19 protein-coding genes are annotated in these 17,743 nt (G+C 40.4%); 7 read left to right on the forward strand and 12 right to left on the reverse strand.

Annotated elements, in window-relative coordinates; all coding sequences use genetic code 11:
• Positions 1–52 precede the first annotated feature (52 nt).
• The 7 genes from NSQ70_RS13250 to NSQ70_RS13280 all read right to left on the reverse strand — a co-directional run bounded on the left by NSQ70_RS13250 (position 53) and on the right by NSQ70_RS13280 (position 6,490).
• Entirely contained in the window at positions 53–229 is a 177-nt protein-coding gene (locus NSQ70_RS13250; RefSeq protein WP_008356320.1) for a hypothetical protein, read from the reverse strand.
• A 15-nt stretch (positions 230–244) separates the two neighbouring features.
• The gene (locus NSQ70_RS13255) at positions 245–997 is read right to left on the reverse strand and encodes a hypothetical protein (RefSeq protein ID WP_024718683.1); all 753 of its coding nucleotides are present in this window, start codon (positions 995–997) and stop codon (positions 245–247) included.
• 286 nt (positions 998–1,283) lie between these two features.
• A complete protein-coding gene (locus NSQ70_RS13260; RefSeq protein ID WP_268431024.1) occupies positions 1,284–1,898 on the reverse strand; it encodes a LysE/ArgO family amino acid transporter in 615 nt (204 codons plus the stop codon).
• Positions 1,899–2,033: 135 nt separating this feature from the next.
• Positions 2,034–3,614, reverse strand: a complete 1,581-nt coding sequence (locus NSQ70_RS13265; protein WP_072367434.1) for an acyl--CoA ligase — start codon at positions 3,612–3,614, stop codon at positions 2,034–2,036.
• A 221-nt stretch (positions 3,615–3,835) separates the two neighbouring features.
• A complete protein-coding gene (locus NSQ70_RS13270; RefSeq protein ID WP_003216385.1) occupies positions 3,836–4,048 on the reverse strand; it encodes an alpha/beta-type small acid-soluble spore protein in 213 nt (70 codons plus the stop codon).
• A gap of 89 nt (positions 4,049–4,137) precedes the next feature.
• Positions 4,138–5,343 (reverse strand): tRNA uracil 4-sulfurtransferase ThiI, encoded by a 1,206-nt coding sequence (thiI, locus tag NSQ70_RS13275; protein WP_342502208.1) that lies wholly within the window; start codon positions 5,341–5,343, stop codon positions 4,138–4,140.
• A gap of 4 nt (positions 5,344–5,347) precedes the next feature.
• Positions 5,348–6,490 carry a cysteine desulfurase family protein gene (locus NSQ70_RS13280; protein ID WP_251210886.1) on the reverse strand — a complete coding sequence of 381 codons (1,143 nt, stop codon included), beginning with the start codon at positions 6,488–6,490 and terminating at the stop codon, positions 5,348–5,350.
• A gap of 202 nt (positions 6,491–6,692) precedes the next feature.
• On the opposite strand from NSQ70_RS13280, the gene brnQ (NSQ70_RS13285) reads away from it, so the two are divergent.
• Both brnQ (NSQ70_RS13285) and brnQ (NSQ70_RS13290) read left to right on the forward strand, forming a co-directional pair.
• Positions 6,693–8,036 (forward strand): branched-chain amino acid transport system II carrier protein, encoded by a 1,344-nt coding sequence (gene brnQ, locus NSQ70_RS13285; protein ID WP_251210885.1) that lies wholly within the window; start codon positions 6,693–6,695, stop codon positions 8,034–8,036.
• Positions 8,037–8,250: 214 nt separating this feature from the next.
• Entirely contained in the window at positions 8,251–9,594 is a 1,344-nt protein-coding gene (gene brnQ, locus NSQ70_RS13290) for a branched-chain amino acid transport system II carrier protein (RefSeq protein ID WP_039170261.1), read from the forward strand.
• Between the two features lie 40 nt (positions 9,595–9,634).
• Here brnQ (NSQ70_RS13290) and ezrA read toward each other — a convergent pair whose 3' ends face one another.
• On the reverse strand, positions 9,635–11,338 hold the full coding sequence (gene ezrA / locus NSQ70_RS13295; RefSeq protein WP_342502209.1) for a septation ring formation regulator EzrA: 1,704 nt from the start codon (positions 11,336–11,338) through the stop codon (positions 9,635–9,637).
• A 338-nt stretch (positions 11,339–11,676) separates the two neighbouring features.
• Here ezrA and hisJ point away from each other — a divergent pair, with 338 nt between their 5' ends.
• Entirely contained in the window at positions 11,677–12,492 is an 816-nt protein-coding gene (gene hisJ / locus NSQ70_RS13300; protein ID WP_047945281.1) for a histidinol-phosphatase HisJ, read from the forward strand.
• On the opposite strand, the gene refZ is transcribed toward hisJ, so the two are convergent.
• Positions 12,462–13,127 carry a forespore capture DNA-binding protein RefZ gene (gene refZ / locus NSQ70_RS13305; RefSeq protein WP_008343081.1) on the reverse strand — a complete coding sequence of 222 codons (666 nt, stop codon included), beginning with the start codon at positions 13,125–13,127 and terminating at the stop codon, positions 12,462–12,464. The genes hisJ and refZ overlap by 31 nt on opposite strands.
• Before the next feature lie 127 nt (positions 13,128–13,254).
• On the opposite strand from refZ, the gene NSQ70_RS13310 reads away from it, so the two are divergent.
• The 3 genes from NSQ70_RS13310 to NSQ70_RS13320 all read left to right on the forward strand — a co-directional run bounded on the left by NSQ70_RS13310 (position 13,255) and on the right by NSQ70_RS13320 (position 15,472).
• Entirely contained in the window at positions 13,255–13,755 is a 501-nt protein-coding gene (locus tag NSQ70_RS13310; RefSeq protein ID WP_178930458.1) for a GAF domain-containing protein, read from the forward strand.
• 310 nt (positions 13,756–14,065) lie between these two features.
• Complete coding sequence (rpsD, locus tag NSQ70_RS13315) at positions 14,066–14,668, forward strand: 30S ribosomal protein S4 (protein WP_007501777.1); 603 nt, start codon at positions 14,066–14,068, stop codon at positions 14,666–14,668.
• Between the two features lie 243 nt (positions 14,669–14,911).
• The gene (locus NSQ70_RS13320; protein WP_144667140.1) at positions 14,912–15,472 is read left to right on the forward strand and encodes a hypothetical protein; all 561 of its coding nucleotides are present in this window, start codon (positions 14,912–14,914) and stop codon (positions 15,470–15,472) included.
• 8 nt (positions 15,473–15,480) lie between these two features.
• Here NSQ70_RS13320 and NSQ70_RS13325 read toward each other — a convergent pair whose 3' ends face one another.
• From NSQ70_RS13325 to NSQ70_RS13335, 3 genes are all read right to left on the reverse strand, one after another.
• Positions 15,481–16,080, reverse strand: a complete 600-nt coding sequence (locus NSQ70_RS13325; RefSeq protein WP_144667137.1) for a cysteine hydrolase family protein — start codon at positions 16,078–16,080, stop codon at positions 15,481–15,483.
• Between the two features lie 49 nt (positions 16,081–16,129).
• Positions 16,130–16,342: a hypothetical protein gene (locus tag NSQ70_RS13330; RefSeq protein ID WP_039170275.1), complete on the reverse strand. Its 213-nt coding sequence runs from the start codon at positions 16,340–16,342 to the stop codon at positions 16,130–16,132.
• 95 nt (positions 16,343–16,437) lie between these two features.
• Complete coding sequence (locus NSQ70_RS13335) at positions 16,438–17,085, reverse strand: triacylglycerol lipase (RefSeq protein WP_072367428.1); 648 nt, start codon at positions 17,083–17,085, stop codon at positions 16,438–16,440.
• A gap of 202 nt (positions 17,086–17,287) precedes the next feature.
• Here NSQ70_RS13335 and NSQ70_RS13340 point away from each other — a divergent pair, with 202 nt between their 5' ends.
• Positions 17,288–17,629, forward strand: coding sequence for an antibiotic biosynthesis monooxygenase (locus tag NSQ70_RS13340; protein ID WP_039170277.1), 342 nt, complete (start codon positions 17,288–17,290; stop codon positions 17,627–17,629).
• The last annotated feature ends 114 nt before the right edge of the window (positions 17,630–17,743 follow it).

A 17,743-nucleotide genomic window follows, 5' to 3' on the forward strand; every position in this document is an offset into this window, starting at 1 on the left:
TCGAATGAAAAAAGCATGAGCGTATCGCTCATGCAAATGATTTTTGAACACATTAGTAAAGAGATGCTAAAAGATACGTGATGAAACCTACTATTGGAATAATCGGGATCATCAGCTTCAATGTTTTATTCGTATTCTTATATAAATTCCACAACAAGACTGGTACACCAAACGTCAATGTATCAAAGACAGCAAGCACTGCCCCTTTACGCTGTTCTTTATGAGCCATTTGAAAACCTCCAATTCACCAAACTTTTTTCACACAATAACCTGCTATCCCAGCCGATATTCCTGCATTAATGACTGTACATGCTATACAACCAACAGGTCCTGTTAAACAAACATAATAACAAGCCCCAAGAACCATTGAACGAAGCGGAAGAGATTCATTCGGGCCACTTTTCTTTTTTAAACAACTCCAAAATTTGTTCCAATTAAAGCTCGTTTGAATTTCCGAATCTTCAGCATTCATAATTTTTCTATTTAATTCCATCATATCTTTTTTCGCACCGTTTTCACCATAGGTAAAAGATCCTTTTAAAAACTCCCCATTTGGATTGATATGAAACTCATTCTTCAACTTTCCATTTTGAATGAAATATGAGTGTAAATTACCTTGCTCATCGTATTCCGCAAGTTGAATATAATGGGACTTTATCTGACTTAGTGAAATTGAAATAAATGATGCTGTGCTTACTAGCTGATTATCTGCTTTCTTCTTTGTTAGATAAAAATAAACAACATTCGCTTTAGCATCATTCAAATGAACTGCTACACTTTCTCCATTTAATTGATACCCTTTTTTGTAGGCTATTTCTTTTGCCTGTAAAAATTGAAAGCTCTTTTTTGTTTTTTTTATGAGCTTTTCAGCCACTTTATTGTTTTGTATCTTTTCAAAAGGCATATCCTCTTCTATGCTAACAGCTTTCCCCACAGGATATTGTCCGCATAGAAGTGAAATGAATAATAAAACAACAAGCATCTTCCTTACTTTCATTATGTAGCCTCCTTTAATAAATCCCATAAAAATTATACCTTTTTATGGAAAATGGCATAAGAGGCTTATTTACCAAAAAAAACCACTATAAATAATGTAGCATATCTCCTACTTGATATCATTTCCTTCAGGTAATTGAATCGTCAGTATGTCTGAGATAAATGAACGGGGTGTAACTGATGCTTGCCCCGAGACAGTAGACAACAAAAAAGCGCCGGATGCTTTCCATCCAACGCTTCTTCAAATGACATGTTCAACATCACGTCTCTTTTGCTCTATGTATCCTTTATCCAATAAGCTGATAGGCGATATATAATGCAACTAGCCAGATCATGACCGCAGAGGCTTTATTGATCCGGTTCATCCACTTGCCGTTTGTATCTAGCTTTCCTAACATTTTCCCGAGAAGGGCAAGACCCATAAACCATAACCACGAGACAATGATACAGGCTGTGGTAAATGCCACCTTTTCCGCCCCATGATATTGAAGAGAGTTCGTTCCTATCACTCCTATTGTATCGAGAATCGCGTGAGGATTTAAAAGTGAAACGGAACAGGCAAATATGATTTGTTTTCTCACAGGCATCAAGTCCATCTTTTCTTGATTACCTGTTGCGGAGCTCGTGTTCCAAACTGACCATCCCATATAAAGTAAAAAGAAAAATCCAATGATAAAAAGACCCATTTGCAAGATAGGAATGGTGAGTACAACAACCGAAACCCCAATGACAGCTAAAGTAATTAAAAGTGTGTCGCAGAGAGCAGCTGTAATGACCACAGGCAGTACGCGATATAATCGAGGCTGAAGGGCTCCTTGCTGAAATACAAATACATTTTGTGCGCCCAAAGGTAAAATAAGACCAAAGGCAAGCACAATCCCATGAATTATCGCAATCGACATTTTCAGAACATTCTCCTTTTCAAGTCATCCTTACACATTTTAACATAAAACATCATGAACGAATTTTACATATTTGATTTGTCCAATAAAAAAGCGCTGGATGATTTTCCATCCAGACGCTTATTGTTTCTATTGTCATGATGATTTTCGTGCAAGCTCTCTTTCTCTCAGCTCAACACGTCGAATTTTCGCTGACGGAGTTTTTGGTAGCTCGTCAATGAATTCGATTTCTCTTGGATATTTGTACGGTGCTGTTGTATTTTTCACGTGTGTTTGCAGTTCTTTAATCAGCTCATCGCTTTGTGCAGATGCATCACGCAGGACGACGTATGCTTTCACGATTGATCCTCTGATTTCATCTGGACTTGCCACAACCGCACATTCTTTCACTGCTGGGTGTTTAATCAGTGCATCTTCGACTTCAAATGGACCAATTGTATAACCTGAGCTGACAATGATGTCATCCCTGCGGCTTTCAAACCAAAAATACCCGTCTTCATCTTTTTTCGCACGGTCACCGGTAATAAAGTAATCCCCGCGGCGCTGCGCCTTTGTACGCTCTGCATCTTTGTAGTATTCCTTGAATAAAGCCGGCGTTTCAAGATGAACGGCAATGTCACCTATTTCTCCTGGAGCACAGATCTGGCCATTCTCATCAATGATCTCTACTTCATTGCCTGGTGTTGGTTTGCCCATGCTGCCTGGCTTGATGTCCATTCCTTTCAGCACCCCGACTAGCAGCGTGCTTTCTGTTTGCCCGTAACCATCTCGCACTTCGATATCGAAATGTTTTTTGAACGTATCGATGACTTCACGGTTGAGCGGCTCTCCCGCAGAAACAGCACTATGCAATTTGGGTAGCTCGTACTGACTGAGGTCATCCACTTTTGCCATAAATCGATATTCTGTTGGTGTACAGCATAGAACATTGATTTCATTTTTTTGAAGCAGCTCTAAGTACGTATTCGGATTAAATTTCCCTCCATAAACAAAACCTTCTGCTCCGCTTCCTAAAACAGATAAGAGAGGACTCCACACCCATTTTTGCCAGCCTGGTCCTGCTGTTGCCCATACTTTATCCCCCTCATTAATGGAGAGCCATGCTTTGGCCGCAGTACGTAAATGTGCATACGCCCAGCCATGTGTATGAACAACCCCTTTTGGGTTACCTGTTGTGCCTGATGTATAAGAGAGAAACGCCATGTCCGTACTTGTTGTGTCTGCCAATTTCAACTCGCTTGACTGCTCTTCCTTTTGCGCAACAATGTTTGTCCAGCCATGATCATTCTCACCAATCGAGAATGTTTTGAAATCTTTTGGCTGGTTGGTTCCTTCAAACGATTGAATGAATGATGCGTAAACAATCGCTCCTTTTGCTTCTGCATGTTCAATTCGGTAATCTATATCTTTAGCGCGAAGCATTTCTGAACAAGGAATCACAACCATTCCTGTTTTTAAAATGGCTAAATAAATGCTGTATGCCTCTAGCATACGCGGCACCATCACAATGATTTTATCGCCTTTTTTAAAGCCTGCATTTAATAGAACATGACCAATTTTATTCGCCTCTTCCACTAATGCTGCATATGTCACATGCGCTTCATGGCCATTTCCGTCCTGCCAGTGCAGGGCGATTTTCTCCTGGTCATGACTGAACGCTTCAATCTCACTGACTAAGTTATATTGTTCTGGTGCAATTAAGTCTTCTCTTTTCATGGTACAGCTCCTTTTAGCCTCTTTCTATGAAACGAATCATGTTTCAATTTACCTATTCTAACACTCATAACTGAAAAATGCTTGAATTAGGACCTACTCCTAGTATTATGCCATAATTTTTTCATTTCGTCTCCTTTTTTAAAAATATTCTAACAATTTATGCACAAAAAAAAGAGCGGGAATGAACCCGCTCATAAGCCATAGCTTTTTAATTGTGTGTCTTAGAAAGATCCGCCACCCATATGTTGTTGAGCGTAAGATACAAGACGCTTAGTGATTTCTCCACCAACTGATCCGTTAGCGCGAGCTGTTGTTTCTGGTCCAAGGTTTACGCCAAATTCTGAAGCGATTTCGTACTTCATTTGGTCGATCGCTTGTGCAGCGCCTGGAACGACTAATTGATTAGAACTGCTTTGTCTGTTTTGTTGAGCCATGTGTTCTCACCTCCTTGTGAATATAGAATGTGTAGAAACACATGACTTCATGCGATTGATTTTATGGTAATTATTATGAAATTTTTTATTTAGAATAAATCAGCGAATTTGTCAGCTGCTTTCTTTTCATTTGTGACAACGATTGTTTCGATCTGCTCCACTGCCTCATCAAGCATTGGCTCGAATTCAGCAAAGCTTTCGTAGCGTTCTACTTTTTCAAGCTTTGGTTTTGTTTTTGGAGATGGCGGCGTAAAGATCGTGCAGCAATCCTCAAATGGCTGAATGCTCGTCTCATATGTGCCAATTCGTCTCGCTTCTTCGATAATGTCATTCTTATCCACGGCAATCAGCGGGCGAATGATCGGTGTGTTTGTGACATGATTAATGGCATACATGCTTTCAAGTGTCTGACTTGCCACTTGCCCAAGGCTTTCCCCTGTAATAATGGCAAGCGCATCACGCTTGGCTCTTATTTTATCTGCAATTTTGAGCATCATTCTTCTCGTTGAAGTCATCGTATAGTTTTCTGGTACTTGTTTGTGAATGAGCTCTTGAATTTTCGTAAAAGGAACGATGTGAAGCTTGACTTCGCCTCCATAGGCAGCTAAGCATTCCGCTAGATCAATGACCTTTTGCTTAGCACGTTCACTTGTATAAGGCGGGCTAAAGAAATGAACCGCTTCAATTTGAATGCCTCGTTTCATTGCCTGATAGCCGGCCACTGGGCTGTCAAAGCCGCCAGAGAGCATCAACATCGCTCTTCCGCTTGAACCAACTGGCAGTCCGCCTGCACCTTTTACATCTTTAAATGTAATGTACGTCGCGTGTTCTCTTATTTCAATTCGCAAGTGAACATCTGGCTGTTTCACATTAACGGTTAAGTTGTCTGTATTCCTTAGAACATGTCCACCAATTTCTCGGTTCATTTCATTTGAATCAAGCTCAAATTGTTTATAAGAGCGTTTCGTTGAGACCTTAAATGTATTTCCTTGTTCATACACTTCCTGAACCGCTGAGAGTGCCTCTTCTTTGATGGCATCAAGATTTGTCTCACATTTCACAGCCAGGCTAAAGCTTTGAATGCCAAATACACCTTTAAGCTGTTCTGAAATCGGTTCAGGGTCTTCTCCGTTTAGCATGATCGTAATGCGGTCTCTATCAGATGCATACTTTAATGCTTCAAAGTCTTTCAATACAAACCGGATATGCTGTCTTAGTTTTTCGATAAATTTCTTTCTATTTTTCCCTTTTGTTGAAATCTCACCAAAACGGACTAAAATATGGTCATACTTCATGTTGTTATCTCATTCCTTTTAATTTTTTCACACTTTGTGCGATCGATGTGATGATTTGCGGCGCTAGCTCTGGTCCTTGTCCATACGTCAAACTGATTCTCATGCTGCTTTTGGCTGCTTCTTCTGATTTTCCCATCGCCAGCAGGACACGGCTTGGTTCCTTTTTCTTAGCAGAACAAGCAGACGTTGTCGAAACGTAAATGCCTTCTTTTTCGAGCATATGCAGAAGGACTTCGATTTGAATACCTGGCACTGAAAAATTCACAATGTGCGGTGCGCTATGCGTCAGCGGTGTGTTTATGACGACGCCTTCTATCTTTCCAAGCTGCTGCTCTAGCTCCGTTTTTAAGTCGATCATCTCATCATGATGCTTGTTTAAATATTCAAATGATTGCTTTATGGCTTTTGCTAAGCTGACAGCTCCAGCAGGGTTCTCAGTCCCTGAGCGAAGGCCAAGTTCTTGCTCTCCTCCTGTGATAAAAGGGGCAAGCACGATCTCTTTCTTTAAAAAGAGGGCACCTGTTCCCTTCAGGCCGTGAATCTTGTGGCCTGACATCGTTAAAAGATCAATATCCATCTCTTTAGGCAGCGGAACCTTGCCAATTCCTTGTACGCCGTCGACATGAAAAATCGCCTCTTTGGCATACTTCCGAATGATGCTGGCCGCTTCCTCTATCGGCTGAATCGCGCCTGTTTCATTGTTTACATGCATGAGACTGACAAGCACTGTATCAGGGCGAAGCACTTCTTTTAAATGCGTCATATCTGCACGGCCATGCTCATTTACTTGAATATAGGAAATATCAAAGCCAAATAATGTTTTCAGCTGTTCAAATGATTCGATGACAGATGGATGCTCAATCGCTGTTGTGACAATATGTCTGCCTCGGTTCATCTTGGCAAGAGCAGCCCCTTTGATGGCAATGTTATTTGCTTCTGTTGCACCTGAAGTAAAAATAATCTCATATTGTGTAAAACCTGTATAGTGAAGGATTTGTTTTCGCGTTTCACTTAATAGACGGCTCGCATCAATTCCAAGTTGATGCAGCGAAGACGGATTCCCAAAAAAACGCTCACTCACTTGCTGATGTACTTGTAAAACCTCTGGATAAGGCTTTGTTGTAGCACTATTATCAAGATAAATCATATCTTAAACTCCTTACAAAAAAACTTAAAAAATAAATGCATTTATATGTTACCATAATGAAGTCAGACAGAGAATTTTCTGAAAATGGCAGTTGACAACTTTTTATTTTCACTATATCATCCATAGTGCAATTGTCATATAAACACCTAAATTGTCAGAATATTTAAATTTGACACAATACACTGATTGAGGAGGGACTATTTTGAATAATAGTTTAAGTATAAAAGAAACATTTGCTATTGGACTAATGCTTTTTGCATTATTCTTTGGTGCAGGAAATATGATTTTCCCGCCTGTTCTTGGACAATATGCTGGTGAAAACGTATGGCTTGCCATCGGGGGATTCCTACTTACAGGCGTAGGTCTTCCACTATTAGGGGTTATTGCTGTCGCCCTTACAGGTACCGGAGCCAAAGGTCTTGCCGATAAAGCACACCCTAAATTCGGGACTATCTTTACCGTTATTCTGTATTTATCCATTGGACCATTTTTCGCCATTCCGCGAACTGGTACGGTTTCGTATGAGATAGGATTAGCTCCATTTCTCTCAGGTGCCCAAGCCACTTCATGGGTACCACTATTCATCTTTACCGTAGTGTTTTTCACTATTTCATACTTGCTTGCGTTAAACCCTTCAAAGCTGGTTGATCGTATTGGTAAAATTTTGACACCGATCTTATTAACTGTTATTGCTATTATTGTCATTAAAGCCATTGCTACGCCAATGGGAATGATCGGTGCTCCAGATAAAACATATGAGGCAAATCCGCTTTTCACTGGATTTTTAGAAGGCTATAAAACAATGGATGCACTTGCTTCTATCGTATTTGGAATCGTCGTGGTGACAGCTGTTAAGGACAGAGGCATCACAGAGCGAAAATCTCTTGCAGCAGCTTGTATTAAGGCAGGACTCGTAGCAGCTGTTGGACTGGCACTCGTGTACATTTCACTTGCTTATGTGGGTGCTTCAAGCCCCGATGCCACGGGAATGGTTGGAGCAAATGATGGCGGCAAACTGCTTTCACTTTCTGCCAACTTTTTATTCGGTTCTGCTGGTAACATTGTTCTTGGCGCAGCCATTTTATTCGCTTGTTTAACGACTAGTGTTGGACTTATTTCATCTTGTGGAGAATACTTTTCAAAGCTCTTCCCAGCACTTTCTTATCGTACCGTCGTTCTAATTGTTTCTTTATTTAGCACATTCGTTGCAAACCTCGGACTGGCACAAATCATTTCTCTGTCGGTGCCTGTACTCGTAGCGATCTATCCATTGGCCATTGTCATTATTTTATTATCGTTCCTTGACCGCTGGATTAACGGCAGAAGAATCATTTATATCACTCCTCTCATCTTTACTGGTTTCTTTGCCATCATTGATGGATTATTAGCTGCCGAAGTGAATCTAGGCGGATTGCCTGGCATCTTGAAATCAATTGTTCCGTTTTACGATTTAGGTATTGGCTGGATCATACCAGCTATTATTGGTGCTCTGATTGGTGTACTTATTTCCATGTTTACCAGTCCGCCAAAGCAACTTGCCTCATAATCATCACAAGCCAAAACATCCCCTTCCAAAGAAGAAGGGGATGTTTTTTTATTGTTCTTCATATACTAAAATAGAAAAATTCATGACTTTTGTACGAAAACACATGTTGACATCAGGCGTACATCCTTTATAATTAGTGATTGTTAATGATGAACGGTTACCTAGCAACTAATTAACAGAATATTTCAACATAATAATGGAGGCTTTAAATGCAATGAAGGCAACTTTGTCGACGAAAGATACGGTTATCATAGGTTTTATGCTGTTTGCTCTATTCTTCGGCGCCGGTAATATGATTTATCCACCAGAGCTTGGGCAATATGCTGGGCAAAATGTGTGGAAAGCAATGGGCGGATTTTTATTAACAGGTGTCGGTTTACCTCTTCTAGGGATTATTGCAATCGCTTTGACAGGTCGAGATGCGAAAGGATTAGCTGATAAAGCTCACCCAGCTTTTGGAACAGCGTTTACCGTCATTTTATATTTATCTATCGGGCCACTTTTCGCTATTCCTCGTACAGGAACGGTTTCATATGAAATTGGTGCACTACCCTTTTTAGCTGGTGTACCAGCTTGGCTCTCACTTCTTTTATTTACACTGGCCTTTTTTGGTATTACGTATTATCTTGCACTAAATCCAACGAAAATTGTGGATCGTGTAGGGAAAGTGTTAACACCGATTAAATTTACGATCATTTTGATTATTATCGTCAAAGCCATTTTGACACCGATGGGCGTCATTGGCACACCTGATGTGTCCTATAGCAATGGCTCATTTTTCAAAGGGTTTTTAGAAGGCTATAAAACCATGGACGCTCTTGCATCTATTGTGTTTGGGGTTGTTGTCATCAACGCCATTAAAGGACGCGGCGTGACAAGTAAAAAGGCCCTGACATCTGCTTGTATCAAAGCAGGCCTAATTGCAGCTTGCGGATTAACATTTGTTTATCTATCACTTGCTTATTTAGGTGCTTCAAGTACACACGCCATTGGTTTTGTTGGAGATGGGAGTAAGATCTTGGCTCAGTCTTCACAATTTCTTTTTGGCAGTTTAGGTAATATTGTGTTAGGCGCAGCGATTACGGTTGCCTGTTTAACCACAAGTATCGGTCTCGTGACATCGTGCGGAGAGTATTTCTCAAAGTTATTACCTAAGCTTTCTTATAAAACAGTTGTGACGCTTGTGACATTATTCAGTTTTATCATTTCAAATTTTGGACTTGCTCATATTATCGCTTTTTCAGTACCTGTTTTAACTGCGATTTATCCGTTAGCGATTGTGATTATCGTCTTATCACTTGCTGACAAATGGCTTGGTCATAGAAGACCTGTGTATGTCCTTACTTTGATTTTAACTGGCTGCGTCAGTCTGTTTGACGGCTTAGCAGCGGCGAAACTGCCGATTGGTCCTGTGAAAGATCTCTTTCAAACGATCTTGCCGCTATATGACCTTGGCATTGGCTGGATTGTACCTGCCATACTCGGAATCGTGATTGGATTTGTTATCTCTCTATTCACTTCTTCTGCTTCAGAAGAACGCCAAAAGCAAGCTTCATAACATGGAAAAAGCTGAAGTCCCAAAATGGACTTCAGCTTTTTTATTGATGCTGATATTCTTTTTCTTGCTGAGTTAAAAGCTTCTGAACGGCTCCAGGTGATGCTTTTTCGACAGCAGCTGCTGCCACATCAAATGAATCGTTATAATCATAGGCATAAAATCTTCGTTCTGCCTCTTTTAATTGCTCTGAAAGAATGTGGTTTTGACTTCTAAACCGGTTGCCGTATTGTATAATCCGTTCAATTTGATCCACTTTACGAAGCATGTCATGTGTTTCATCAACCACTTGTCTGACTGTTTCAGAGGCTTCTTTTAATTGCTGGTTCACTGCTGGCATATTCAGCGGCAAATTCTCTAGCTGCTCCTGCACTTGCTGAATCATCTCCTGCGCTTTTTCAGCACGGTCTTTGATGTCAGCAGGTACACCTGGAATGTTGCTTTTGTGCAGCTGGCGCACTGTATCTGTCAGCATGGTTTTAAGTTCAGCCAATGTTTCTCTTGCCTGTAATTCTTCTTTTCGTAACGATTGAAGGTGATCTTTAAACGCTTCATGAAGCGTTTTGGCTTCCTCAATAAAGGTCTCAAGCTGATTGATTTCATCCATTAATAATGTGTATGCGACATGGTCACGATCAAGCTTCTCTCGTATTTGCTTCATGAGCTTTTCAATTTCTTCTAATCGTTTTTCGAAGGCTTTCTGCTGATCCAACTCTCCCGCTGTCAGCTTGTAGCTTTCTTTCACAAGAGCCGTTTCTGCCTTTGTCTGCGTGTGGTCTTGTTCAAGTTTTTCAAATGCTTTGGTCAGCTCAGGCATTTTGCTCTTGATTTCCTGACCTGCTTCTACTTCTGCTTCTAGCTGATCATACAGCGTCTGAATCGCATCATCAATCATTTGCAGAATGCTTGATGCTTCATCTAAGTTGAGTTCATCAATCAGCAGCTTCTCCGCCCGGGTCAGCTGTTTATTCAAGTTCTCCAGCTCTTTTGTGATCTGGATGTGCTCTAGCTTGTAGCCTTTGTCTGTCATTTCTTTATAACCGTCTTTCAGCTTCGTCAGCTGACCTGGCACCGTTTGTTTGCAGTCTGCGATGAGCTTCGGTACATCATTGATATATAATTGCAGCTGATCGAGTCTACGGTCTTGCTCAAGCAAAATTTTCCTTGCTGTCATGTAGTTTCCGTTTTCTGTCTCTTCTTCATACTGCTTGATCCCTTCCCAGGCCTCATCTAAGTCCTGCTCCATTTTGTCATAAAGGGTGCCGTATAAATGGCTGTAAGCAAGTAGATTTTTTCGTACCGTTTGATATTGCTCTTTGACCTTCTCGATGTCTTTTCGGTTTTGCTCTTCACTTGTGACAAGGTCTGCAATCTCTTTTAAAATGTCTTCGATGTTTGAATCAGCAGCGGTGAGCAGATCTCCTATATGTGCAAGAACTTGCTTCGCTTTGGAGAATCGATATTTATCAGAATACTCCTCTGCATCATATAATAGCTCCTCTACCTTTGGAAGATGGGCTGTAACGATATCGTCCCACTCTGCACGCCATCTTTCAAAAAACTGCTCTGTTTCTCCGGTCATTTTTAAATGTTTGATTTTTGAAATTTCTTCTACAATTGATCTGTTTAAAATTTCAATTTTCCATGCTTCCAATCGGTCAATCTCTTTATATATATTTTTTCTGAGGAAATAACCGACTGAAAACAAAGCAAGCAAAATGACAATTAAACCGATGATAAACTCCATAATGAGCCCCCTTGTTGTGATCTAAGTGATGTCAGGGTAGTGTCCCGAGTAGACCTGAGAACCCTTTCGTGTCCGCTTTGCATTTGTTTTTTATAAGCAGGATTGTATTTTTCCCAATACGATCCATTCACACGGTTTTATGTATGTTTTTTCAAGAAAGTCATTCAGGCTTTCTATCATTTGATCACATGTATTGATGTGACCTGTTTTTATGTATGCGGAAGCTGTCGTTTTCATTGTTATTATGATACCATGTAACCAGCATTTTTGGTCATGATTTTTCATTATTTTCGCTGATAAACATGACGTTTTTCAAAATATCGACAAGAGGTGACGACATGTTGAAACAAGATGCACATTTACATACGCCATTTTGCCCGCACGGTACGCTTGATCCTTTTCATTCTTATATTGAAAAAGCAATGAAAAAGGGATTTGATTCCATCACCTTTACCGAGCATGCCCCGCTGCCTCCTTCGTTTCGAGATCCAACGCCTGAGCAGGATAGCGCCATGAAGCTTCGAGACCTGGAAGCCTATTTGACGAAGCTGGATCAGCTGAAACAGGAATACAAAGGACAGTTAATAGTAAAAACTGGGCTTGAGGTCGACTATATCAAAGAGTATGAAGAGGAAACAAGTGCCTTTTTAGACTGCTACGGTCCTGAACTAGACGATAGCATTTTATCTGTTCACTTTCTTCCTGCTGGCAATGATTATATTTGTCTTGATTTTGATGAGCACGCCTTCAAGCAGCTGATCAGCATCTATGGCAGCACCGAACACGTCTATCAAAGCTACTATGACCAAATTCATTCTTCTATTCTATCATCTTTAGGTCCATATAAGCCAAAGAGAATCGGTCATATCACCCTTGTCCAGAAATTCAAACAACTTTTCCCATACGAAATGTCGCCAGAACTATGTCAAAGGGTCACCCTTTGTCTTGAAGAAACGGCAAAAAAAGGCATGTCCTTAGATTTTAATACATCAGGTCTTCGTAAAACATATGCCAGAAGTATCTATTTAGATCAATGGATGATTGATTTAGCAAAACAGAAAAAAATTCCGCTCATATTCGGGTCTGATGCCCATCAAGCGGAAGATCTCGGGTATGCGTATGATCAATTTGAAGACATCATGAGTTTCAGGTGAGGATCAAGTGCGGGTTCGTTTGGTTCTAACAGATGATGAAGCGACCGGCTCAGTTCCTTATAGTACGTTTGATAAAAGTAAGGCTCGTTAGGGTTGATATAAAGCACCTCTGTTAAATATTGCGGCTGTAAATATGGCATCATCAGAAGTGATTTTAGCTGGATCATAAATGATGAGAGTGACAGCTGCTTACAAATCACATGGGTGCTTTTTCCTTTTTCAATGATGAGCTGAAACAAGTATTTTTCCTTTGTTAAATAGGTGGACATGATTTCCCTGATCAGCGTTGAATCAATGGTCACCTCTCGATAAACGAAACGGGTTAATTGACGATTTTCATGCTGATAAGATAAAATATCAAAAACCACATGAAGTAAACATTCTTTTGCATGACGGGTTTCCATGTGCTGGATGTGCGATTCAATCATCTGAATATAGCCTTCATAAAAATCGGATACGAGCTGCTCGAGCAGCCCTCCTTTTCCTTGAAAGTAATAAGATATATGGGCAACGTTGACGTTTGCTTCCTTCGCAATCTCACGGACAGAGGTTCCAGAAAATCCTTTTTGGTTAAAAAGTCTGATGGCAGCTTCAATAATACGGTCTTTTGTTTGCACGGTTGTTGATGTTTTCATCCGCTCCCCCCCTCTTCATGTGTACATACTTCAAGGTGAAGGCGGAAGTTCCTTTAATCATTGCTCGACAAATCCCACATGCGAAGCGCAAGTTATGTATTTTTGAGATAGAAAGTAGGAGATTTTCATGTTTCATGTCGAAAAACAGTCTGGTGATCCATCGAAAGACTATCAATTACTCATCAAGCAAGTAGAAGCGATTACGGATGGTGAACCTGATCTCATTGCCAACCTAGCCAATGCTGCGGCGCTGCTTTATCACTCGCTTCCTGAAGTCAATTGGGCAGGATTTTATTTAGCAAAAGGCGGCGAACTTGTGCTTGGTCCATTCAACGGACTGCCCGCATGTGTACGCATTCCTTCTGGAAAAGGGGTTTGCGGTACAGCATTTGCGACAGGTGATGTACAGCGTATCGCTGATGTCCATGCATTCCCTGGTCATATTGCATGTGATGCAGCATCGCAATCTGAAATTGTGATCCCACTTAAAGTAGATGGACAAATCATTGGGGTACTCGATATTGACAGTCCAGTGAAAGATCGTTTCAATGAAGTGGATGAAACGTACTTAGTTCAATTTACAGAGGTTCTCCAAAATGCGTTATCAGCCTCTACTGATGCGTCATGATGCGTGAAAAGCAGACAATGTGTCTGCTTTTTTATTTTGTTTTCTTTCTCGGTAAAAGCCGGCCGTGTTTGACATTCTCCTCTTTAAATAGGTTGACTTCTCCTATCTGGCGTCATATAATAGAGTTTGTGTGAAATATGGCAGCCTTTTTGTTCGGCTTTTTTGTATCATTTTGTTCCTTCTATATGGAGGTGCATCTTGTAACTCCCTGCTGCTGGAGCGAGGATGCATGAAAACATAATGACGGAAAAGACAAAGAACAGACGGTTTTTATTTTTCACAAATAAAAACAATAAGGAGGAGTCACATTATGGCTCGCTATACAGGTCCAAGTTGGAAGATTTCCCGCCGTTTAGGCATTTCATTAAGCGGAACAGGTAAGGAACTTGAAAAACGCCCTTACGCTCCAGGCCCACATGGTCCAGGACAACGCAAAAAACTATCTGAATACGGTTTACAATTACAAGAGAAGCAAAAGCTTCGTCACATGTACGGTGTCAACGAACGTCAATTCCGTACACTATTTGACAGAGCTGCTAAACTTCCTGGTAAACAAGGTGAAAACTTCATGATCCTTCTTGAAACTCGCCTTGACAACCTAGTATACCGTCTTGGCCTTGCTCGTACGCGCCGCCAAGCTCGTCAGCTAGTAAACCATGGTCACATCCTTGTTGATGGAAGCCGTGTAGACATCCCATCTTTCTCTGTGAAACCAGGTCAAACGATTGCTCTTCGTGAGAAATCTCAAAACCTTGCAGTTGTGAAAGAATCAGTTGAAGTGAACAACTTCGTACCTGAATACCTTACTTTCGATGCTGAAAAGCTTGAAGGAACTTTCACTCGTCTTCCAGAGCGTTCTGAATTAGCGCCTGAAATCAGCGAACAACTAATCGTTGAGTTCTACTCTCGTTAATTTCATGACTCTCTCAGAGAGTGATCAAACAAACCCTAGAGACCTTGATTGTTCAAGGATTTCTAGGGTTTTTTGTTTGGTCTTTTGTATGATACTCTCTAGCTACAAATAACTTATTTGCACACAAGAAAATTAGAACACCGATTACTCTTTACTCTTTTTCGTTTTCCTCTTACAATTACATTTACTGGATAACTCACAACTTAAAACAATAATGTAAGGAGCGTTAAGGAGGAAAACAATTTGTCGATCATTTCATTTATGTTAGCACTTATGCTCATTTCAATTGTTATCTATGCGGTTTTGAGAAAGACAAAAGTTGTCGATGAAGCGCCTGGAGCTATCGCTGAAATTCTCCTCATTTTACTCATCTTTTTTTCGATTAGTTTTGTCATCATCATTCCAAGTTCTGTACTTTATGTTGTTTCATTAGGAGTGAATTTTCTTTTTGGAGAATATATTACCTATGCATCATTTCTTTCATTATTGACCTTCTGTCTATTCGTCAGTGGGATTGTTCTTTTTTGGTCGATCTTTTTAGTATTCATTGGTAAAGGAATTTTCTCTTTGCTAAGATTTCCTCAATGGTTCACGTTTATCTTTGAATTTTTACTCTCATGGATCGTTGTGCATTTCTCAATTAAGTTTGTACTTAATATGAACATAGTCAATGTCTCCATTTGGGAGCACGGCACACTCATTTTATCTTTCTTTGTCAGCTTCTTATTTATTGGAATTGATCTCATCTACTCAAGTATTGAACAACGAAAACAGCCGCTGGATGAACAAGCAAAAAGCTCCTAGAGATGATTCTAGGAGCTTTTGCTTGCCCAATTTGTGATCAGCTGCTCTGTTGTCAAGACAGTCGCAAATTCGTCATGCAGTGTTGCAAGTGAAAGGCGATGGATCGTTTCTGGGTCATAGTATGTACCGGTTTGATCTGTTAAACCAAAAGCGGCTGTTGCATCTGACATGAGGTATGTATCAAAGCCTAGGTTTCCACTCATTCTTGTTGTGGTAGATACGCAGTGCGGTGTTGTGAGTCCAGCAATCACAACAGTGTTGATCTCGTTTGATCTTAGTTGTTCCTCTAAGTTTGTACCTATAAAGCTGCTGTTGACTTTCTTTTGTATGACCATTTCTTCATCTAGCGGTTTAGCGATCTCTTTGAAGGAGTGCCCTTCATTTGCTGGATGAAATAAGGAGTGCGGCTGATCCGATGTATGCTGAATATGAATGACTGTCCATCCTTTTTCTCTCCAAAACGTCAATAGACGACTGATGTTCTTCTCTGCATCTAGGTTATTCCGTTCTCCCCATTTTTCGTGCTCGAATGCTTTCTGTACATCGACCATAATCAAAGCCTTTTGATGATGTTGCACAAATCCCCACCTCCGAAGATTCTCGTTCATTATATGTAGTGTAAGGAATGGCGGTTGATTTGTACATGTTTTTATTTGGCTATGTACGATGTTTTGTCTGTTTTTGCAGTAAAAAGACAAACCACACACTGGCTATTAAGTAATAGATACCAATGATGGATGTACAATTAGATATGACTTCTGCCCATTGCACTGATTTGACGATTGCCATCCAGATCATATAGATGATCAGAAATGAACATGGGAAATAGAGAAAGTAGCCCAAGAAAGCATATTTGAGTTTTTGCGTCATCTTTTATCCTCCTAAAAATCTTCTTCAACACCTAGCAGCACCCATATAACCATGACATCAAAAAAGACAGCACAAATCGCTGTCTTTTTGATTTTTTAATTCGTATTCTGTCCTCCGCCATTCAATCCTTCTTTCACATAGCCTTTGACTTGGCTTGAGGTTAATAGACCGATATGTCCAACGCCGTGGATGAGGACGTTTCTTGCGCCAATTAAGCGAGAGAGGCTGTTGACGACGATGAGATCGGCTGAGCTATAGACGGATGTGTAAAGAATTTTTTGATTTGGATCGGTGCCTGGTAATGCTCTGAGTGAAACGAGTCCGTTCGCTCCACCAAGTGTGACGACGTTTTCAATTTTATCTCCGCCGTCTAGGTTTTTAATATAGTATAACGTGTTCGCACCGCCCATACTATGAGCCACAATATCTACTTTTTTGGCACCCGTTTTGGCTAGTACATCTTTGACGAATCTAGAGAGCCTCGGGCCATTGTTCAGGTTATTGCCTGTTTTGTCTATGAAATCGATTGCAAAAAGTTGGTTTTGATCCCATCCCTGTGACACTAAGTATCGTTTGATCGAAGCAAAGTTATAAGACGCACCACCCATGCCGTGTACCATTACAACCGGATTATGCTCGGCCGCTTTGGCTTCTTTCGGCTGGATGATGGCTATTGAACCTAGCACTAAGGCAAGGGCAACAAGAATTTGCAAACTCTTTTTCTTAAATCGAATCACTTTCATTCCCCCTTATTCATCTTATTCGACTCTATTTTATACAAGAAAAATATGTCAGAAAAGTGAACAAGGTAATGTTTATAAGATGATTTTACAGAAATATAAATAATCATAAAGCACCTTGGACTTTTTTAAATTAAAACAAAAAGACTACGAGCCCCTCTATCTTTCATATATAATGTGAATAGACAAAAGGAGGTTCTGCTAGATGCTGTTTACTCAAACACCTGCACTACCCTATTATGCCGTGATTTTCACATCAAAACGAACAAATGTCGAGCAGAAAGAATACGCCGTGGCTGCTCAAAAAATGGAAGAATTAGCGAAAGAACTAGATGGGTTTCTTGGAATAGAAAGTGTACGAGATGAACATGGTGTTGGAATCACTGTCTCTTACTGGGATTCATTAGCAGCCATCAAAGAATGGAAAGCACATACAGCACATCAGCGTGTTCAAAAAAAAGGAAAAAAAGATTGGTATGAATCCTATACAACCCGAATTTGTAAGGTAGAACATGCTTATACAAACGAAGATTCACTCCTTGAATAAGAAACAGACAAATGAGAGAAAACCGCTCTGTAAAAGCTTAATTCCTACTTCTGAATAAAAAAAAAGCACCTCAATGTATATGAACATTTGAGGTGCTTTTCATGATACTTACTG

The sequence above is a fragment of the Bacillus sp. FSL R5-0397 genome (assembly GCF_038593395.1).
In the GTDB taxonomy this organism is placed as follows: domain Bacteria; phylum Bacillota; class Bacilli; order Bacillales; family Bacillaceae; genus Bacillus; species Bacillus altitudinis.